Here is a 6542-nt window from a genome sequence, read left to right as displayed (position 1 = left end):
GTCTCGGTCGTGGTCACCACCACCCTGCAAGAACTGCACGCCGGCGCCGGCTACGCCCTCACCGCCGGCGGCACCCGACTCCCCATGCCCGACCTCATCCGCCTGGCCGCCCACGCCCACCACTACCTCGCCGTGTTCGACCGCCACACCCAACAAGCGCTCTACCTCGGCCGTACCCACCGCTGCGCCACCGGCCCGCAAAAACTGATGCTCTTCGCCCGCGACCGCGGCTGCACCTGCCCCGGCTGCGCCGCCGCGGGCTATGACTGCCAAGCCCACCACGCCAGCACCGCCTGGGCCGCCGGCGGACACACCAACGTCGACGACATGACCCTGGCCTGCGGCCCCGACAACCGCATGGTCGAAACCGCCGGCGTCACCACCCGCCGCCGCCCCGACGGCCTCACCGAATGGATCCCACCCCCACACCTCGACCACGGCCAACCCCGCATCAACCACGACCACCACCCCGAACGCCTCCTACGACCACCCGACGACGACCCCGGGTAGGCCAGGAATGTGGGCGGGGCGTGGCGGGCGATCGGCCACGCGCCCGGCGGCGTGGCGTGCCCGCGACGCTCGCCGCGGAGCGGCCGCGCGACGGCGCAGGCGGTGCTACGCCAGCGGCACGCAATCGTCACCGCAGCCCGATACTGCCGGGCCTTCTGGTGGCGCGTCGCCGGATGCGGCGGGGCGGTGCAGCACGGCGCGCGACGGGACGACGTGCAGACCGGTGGCGTCGACCCGTGCCTGCCCGTCGACGATCAGCGAGTAGCCACCCGGCTCCGGTGGCGGCCACAGCAGGGTCACCTGGGGATGCTCGCCGGCATTGCGGCGGGTCGTCCGGCCCGCGGTGGCGATGGTGAATTCGTCGTCCTCCAACCGTGCGTCGACGGCGACGGCATGCGCGTGAAAGTCCCCGCCGACGGTGATCACATAACCCAACGGACGGTCGGTCAGCGTCTCGGCCAAGCGGTCCAGATCCACCGGAATGCTCATATTCGGCAGGGTAACGCCGCCATTTCGCACTGACCACCGCGAAATCTCGTCGTGATTTGCCGGATTGCCACCGTCGTCAGGGTGGCGCGGCCGTTGCGGCACACCGTCGCACCCGCGAAATGGCATGGTGTGTCAAAACTTTCACCTGCATCGATGCCCCGCCCGGACCATGTGGCGGTCCGCGTCAGCAACGTCGGGTGCCATTCCCAGGTTATTGACGGATATGTAACTGCGCGGCCTATACTGCCCGCGGACTTTCTTTCCGACTCAAACAGGGGGACCTGATGAATTCTGCCGTTCGTCCGCACACCAAACTCGCGGCGGCGATGTTGGCAGCCGGTGTCGTCTCGGCGGGCTCGCTGGTGGCGTTGCCGGAGCATCGGGCCCTACCCGTCATCAGCGCCGACGTCGCCAACGCGTCGGCGATCACCGACGGTCTGGTGAAGTTCGGCGACGCCGTCGCGGGCCTGGCCGCGGGCGCGGGCATCCCCTTCGAGGCCGGCTTCTCGCTGCCCTTCGACGCGGTGATCGCACTCTTCGCCGCCACCAACAACACCGCCGCGGGCCAGAGCGTCCTGAGCTACCTGGTGCAGAACTACGTGAACCCCGGCGACGCGTACAAGTACTACACCTACCCGAACTACTTCAAGGATCGCTCGATCATCGCGCTGGCGAACCTGCTGCCCGCGCCCCTGTCGACGACGATCGTCAACGCCGTCAACGGCGTGGCCAACACGATCAACCAGGCGCTGAGCACCCTGCCGGATCCGACCCCCGGCCAGCTGGAGTTCGACGCGTTCCAGACGGGCACCACGTTCGGCAACGTCGTCTACGGGGCCAACCTCGCCGTCCTCGCGCCGGTCTACATGGCATGGAACACCGCGCTGTATTTGGGCTACCTGCCATCCGAGGTCTCGGCGTCGGTGGATCGCGCCGTCACGAATCCCGCCGACGTGCCCGGCCTGATCAGCTACCTCGCACATGATCTGTTGTCACCCGACAAGGATGCCCAGGGCAATTACGTGGGCCTGTTCGGGCGGCTGCTCGGCAGCGTCATCGACCCGCTGTACTGGATGCCGGCACCGCTGGGCGGCGGTACCGACGGGTCGATCGGTTGGGCGCGTGAACTGCAGGCGGCCATCGGCAACGTGGTCAACCAGTTCCTCGCCGCGCTGCCGACTCCAGTGAACCCGTGGGCCACCGCTGCGACCACGACTCCGGCTGCCGGCCAGTCGACCGACGCCAACGGCATCGCCGACACCGCCGCGCTGTCGGCCTCGCTGCGCAGCGCGCTCAGCCTGCCGTCGACCGAAAACCCCACCGAGACAGCAGGATCCGCGGAATCGGTGTCGAAGACGCCCACCGCGACCGAACTCGAGAAGGCTGCCTCCGACGCGGCGGGCACCGAGGCCGACGACGCCACCGAGCCTGCGAGCGCCGAATCCACGGGCGCCGTGGCGGTCAGCCCGGAGAAGACGACCACCGATCAGACCCCGACCGATCAGACCCCGACGGATCAGACCCCCACCGATCAGACCCCGAAGGGCCAGACCTCGACCGGGACCGAGGGCAGCGCGGCCGCGACGCCCTCGAAGACGGAGACGTCGAACGCCGACACCTCGACGACGGACTCGGCCACCAAGCCGACGAAGTCCGCCACCGTGACCGACAAGACCAAGGGCGGCAACAAGGTTGCGCCGGGGGAGAAGTTCGGCTCGTCCTCCGGGGCCGGGTCTGCCAAGGGTGGTGCCGCCGCCACCTCGACGACGACCGGTGGCGCCGGAACGGCCACCGCCGGTGACGCGACGCCGCAGAAGCCGAGTTCGGCCGCCGACACCGGCACCCGCGCGGCAGCCTCGGAGTCCGGCGATTCCGCCACGTCCGGTAGCGACGCCGCCTGATCTGACGCCGCCTGATCTGAGGCCGCCCGATCTGACACTGCCCGATCTGACGGCGCCTCATCTGGCACTGCGTGATCTGAGACTGCCCGCTCTACTGCCACGAGAAGACCCGGCCTCGGGGGTGAGGCTGGGTCTTTTCGTATCGAGTGCATTCGCCACTCACTGAAAGATCGATTCTGAAGGTATCAATGACGTAGGCGAATGCGACGATCGGATGGATTGCGGCGCAGTCGCATTCGCATCGTTTGCACGGTGTCACGAATTTCGGGAATGGATTGCCCAAATGTTTGCGCTTTATTGACGTTTCGGTAATTGGTGGCCCTATACTCCTTTGCGGTGAATCTTTCACATTCAATGATCGAGGGAGTTCGATGAGTACTGCCGTTCGTCCGCACACCAAGGTGGCTGCGGCAATGATCGCAGCGGGCATGGTCTCGGCGGCATCCGTCGTCAGCATGTCGGGGCCGAATGCGCTTCAGGCTGCGCATCCCGTAGTCCACGCTGACGTCGAGCCCGCATCGGCCCTCACCAACATGCTGCTCTACTTCGGCCAGGGGGTCTCTGCCGCAGCCGAGGGCATCAAGATCCCGACGGTCGCCGGCGTGTCGCTGCCCTTCGACATCGGCTTCACCGTGGCGTCGTCGGTGCAGACGCCCGCGTTGCGCGACAACATCACCAGCTGGCTGACCAACATGTACCTCAACCCGAGCAACAACCTGCCGATCCTCGAGACGTACCCCTGGCAGTTCAAGAACTTCGCCATCGAGCCCGGCGCCGAGCTGCTGCCTCCGAACATCGCGGGCAACGTCATCGCCATCGTCAACTCGGTCTCCGACGCCATCAACCAGGCGCTGTCGAGCCTGCCCGATCCCAACATCGGTGCGGCTGCCGTGGCGGCCTTCAAGCAGAACGACGTGCTCGGAGGCATCGCCGAAGCCGCCCGCCAGGGAATCCTCGCCCCCGTCTACTCGTTCGCCGACTCGGCCCGGTACTTCAGCTACCTGCCCGCCGACGTCGAGGCGTCGGTGGAGGCGGCCGTCAGCAGGCCCAACCTGGTGCCGAACCTGCTCAGCAACTTCGCCTACGGCCTGCTGGACACGCGCGACGGCTCCAAGGGCTACCTGGTGTCGCTGTTCGACAACTTCGTCAACCCTGCGACGTGGTTGCCGGCACCCATCGGCGTCGGCAATGGCGTGGATGGCCTGGCACTGCAGATCAAGGACGCCGTCTACAACGGCATCAACCAGTTCCTCGCCGGGCTGCCCGCGCCGGTCTCGCCGTACAACGTGCTCAACGGCACGGTGACGACGGCGCCGTCGGCGACTCAGTCGGCAGCACAGGAGGCCGGCCCCGCCGCGGTGCCGGCAGCCACGATGGCGCTGCGCAGCGCCATCGGGCTCGCTACCCCCGAGGCCGCCCAGAAGGCCTCGGCAACAACGGATGTCGCCGATGCCGTCGAGGGCAAGACGTCTGCCGACGCTACCAAGGTGTCCAAGGTGTCCGAGGAGGCCGAGACCACCGAGGCGACCAAGGTGACCGACACGTCCGAGGCGACCGAGACCACCAAGCCCACCGATTCCACCTCGGCAGAGGGCACGTCGACCGAGACCGCGCCTAGCACCGGCACGTCCAGCGAGACCACGCCGAGCACGGACGCCTCGACCGATTCGAAGACCGACACCAAGACGGACGCCAAGACCGACACCAAGCCGGACACCAAGACCGACACCAAGTCTGGCACGTCGACCAAGGATTCGACGTCGACCAAGGATTCGACGTCGAGCAAGTCGGATTCGGCGTCGGGTGCCAAGTCCACCTCGGACGCGAAGACCGCCAAGAGTGGGTCGAGCGCGGCCAAGCCGAGCAAGGAGTCGGCGACCAAGTCGGCCGCCGACAAGAGTGACTCGGGCGCCTCGAAGTCGTCCAGCGACGCCGCCTGATCGAGCACCGCGTGGGCCCGTCCTTCTCTCGGAGGACGGGCCCACGTTCGTGCCGTGGGTCTTCGATTCGCCTGTGACACAACGGGATGCGGGCAGATCCCGAGGTACGTGTCGCGACCGGCAGCAGGCGCGTTAACGCCAATATTGACGCAATCGTAACTATTCTCCCTATACTCCTCTCTCGACGACCTTTTGCCTTCGACTAGGGGAATTCGATGAACGCTTCCGTTCGCCCGCAGACCAAGCTGGCCGCGGCACTGGTGGCCGCCGGCGTCGCGACGGCCGGCTCGGTGGTGGCCGTGCCCGAGCAGCGGGCGCTGCCGGTCGCCAGCATCGACGTGGCCAACGCCTCGCTGATCACCGACGGGCTGTTCGGGCTGGGGCAGGCCGTCGCCGCCGCAGTCAACGGCGTCCGCGTTCCCGAGCAGGCCGTCCGCTTCCTGCCGTTCAACGCCCTGGTGGCCATCGGGGCCGCGATCCAGAACCCGCAGCTCGCCCCGAACGTGTTGAGCTACCTGGTGCAGGCCTACGTCAACCCGGCGCTGCCCACGGGGGACCCCAACGTCTATGCCAGCTGGTTCCGCGCCGACACGGTGCTGCCCATCGCGCAGCTGCTGCCCTTCCCGCTGGGGCCCAGCGCCACCGAGCCAGGCCTCGTCCTCGACGTCACCAATGCCATCACCAACGCGATCAACGGTTTCGCGAACAACTTCCCCTCGGCCGCGGTGGGTGCGCAGGCCGCCAAGGACTTCCTGGGCACCAATCCCATCGGCCAGCTGATCTACTCGCTGGGCAATGCCCTGCTGATCCAGAGCAACGTCACGTGGAACATCGCCGACTACGTCGGCTTCCTGCCGTACAACCTGGAGGTGACGTTCGAGGCGGCGTTGCGCAACCCCGACCAGATCCCCGGCCTGGTCAGCAATTTCGCCTACACGCTGCTCGACCCACAGACGGGGCTGCTCGGCGGCATCATCAACAGCGTCTACCTGCCGTTCTCCACCCTGCCCACGCCCATCGGTGAATGGGGGCAGCCCAACAGCATTGCGCTGTCCATCAAGACCGCGATCGTCGACGGCGTGAATCAGTGGCTGCAGGCGGTCCTGCCGGCGCCGGTGGCGCCGGTGCCGTTCCCGACGGTGGTCCCCACCCCGGCGCAGTCGCCCGCCGACCCGGCGGCGCTGCCGTCGGCGACGCTGACCGCGCAGAGCGTGGCACTCAAGACCGCCGTCGACGAGACGGCGGCAGCGACGACGGATGCGACGGGCACCGCCGAGACCCCGGCCGCCGAGACCCCGGCCACCGAGACCCCGGCCGCCGAGAAACCCGCCACCGAGACCCCCGCCACCGAGACCCCGGCCGCCGAGACCCCGGCTGCCGAGACCCCGGCCACCGAGACCCCGGCCGCCCCGACGGAGGACGCCACCACCGGGTCCACCACCGGTGACACCGTCAGCGGAGCCACGAAGGCTGGTGCCGCGCCGACGAACTCGTCCACCACGGGGTCCACCTCGGGGGCCACCAAGACGGCGGCACGCGCCGAAGGCAGCCCCAAGGCGGGCGCATCGACCTCCGGCGCGGCCAAGGCCGGCGCCCCGAAGGCCGGCGCTCCCAAGGCCGGAGCCCCCAAGGCCGGAGCCCCCAAGGCGAACGCCGGCACGTCGGGCGCAGGGGCCAAGGGCGACTCCGAGTAGTCCCAGGG

Annotated in this window: 5 protein-coding genes; 4 read left to right on the top strand and 1 reads right to left on the bottom strand. The window is 68.5% G+C overall.

Annotated elements, in window-relative coordinates; all coding sequences use genetic code 11:
• On the top strand, window positions 1–510 hold a 510-nt coding region (locus AC30CM_RS01500), incomplete at its 5' end, for an HNH endonuclease signature motif containing protein (RefSeq protein ID WP_490115031.1).
• Between the two features lie 105 nt (window positions 511–615).
• On the opposite strand, the gene AC30CM_RS01495 is transcribed toward AC30CM_RS01500, so the two are convergent.
• Window positions 616–999, bottom strand: a complete 384-nt coding sequence (locus AC30CM_RS01495; RefSeq protein ID WP_490115030.1) for a pyridoxamine 5'-phosphate oxidase family protein — start codon at window positions 997–999, stop codon at window positions 616–618.
• Window positions 1000–1283: 284 nt separating this feature from the next.
• On the opposite strand from AC30CM_RS01495, the gene AC30CM_RS01490 reads away from it, so the two are divergent.
• The 3 genes from AC30CM_RS01490 to AC30CM_RS01480 all read left to right on the top strand — a co-directional run bounded on the left by AC30CM_RS01490 (window position 1284) and on the right by AC30CM_RS01480 (window position 6534).
• Entirely contained in the window at window positions 1284–2900 is a 1617-nt protein-coding gene (locus tag AC30CM_RS01490; protein ID WP_490115029.1) for a hypothetical protein, read from the top strand.
• 371 nt (window positions 2901–3271) lie between these two features.
• Window positions 3272–4840: a hypothetical protein gene (locus AC30CM_RS01485; RefSeq protein ID WP_490115028.1), complete on the top strand. Its 1569-nt coding sequence runs from the start codon at window positions 3272–3274 to the stop codon at window positions 4838–4840.
• Between the two features lie 215 nt (window positions 4841–5055).
• Window positions 5056–6534, top strand: coding sequence for a hypothetical protein (locus tag AC30CM_RS01480; RefSeq protein WP_490115027.1), 1479 nt, complete (start codon window positions 5056–5058; stop codon window positions 6532–6534).
• The last annotated feature ends 8 nt before the right edge of the window (window positions 6535–6542 follow it).

This window comes from Mycobacterium sp. DHQP2018-32-09, assembly GCF_058148405.1.
The sequence above is the reverse complement of the archived record's forward strand: the minus strand, read 5'-3'. Positions and strand labels throughout refer to the sequence as shown.

Bases quoted from the DNA above. Each gene is read 5' to 3' on its own strand.
- AC30CM_RS01495 (WP_490115030.1), bottom strand. From the start codon at position 999: ATGAGCATTCCGGTGGATCTGGACCGCTTGGCCGAGACGCTGACCGAC.
- AC30CM_RS01490 (WP_490115029.1), top strand. From the start codon at position 1,284: ATGAATTCTGCCGTTCGTCCGCACACCAAACTCGCGGCGGCGATGTTG.
- AC30CM_RS01485 (WP_490115028.1), top strand. From the start codon at position 3,272: ATGAGTACTGCCGTTCGTCCGCACACCAAGGTGGCTGCGGCAATGATC.
- AC30CM_RS01480 (WP_490115027.1), top strand. From the start codon at position 5,056: ATGAACGCTTCCGTTCGCCCGCAGACCAAGCTGGCCGCGGCACTGGTG.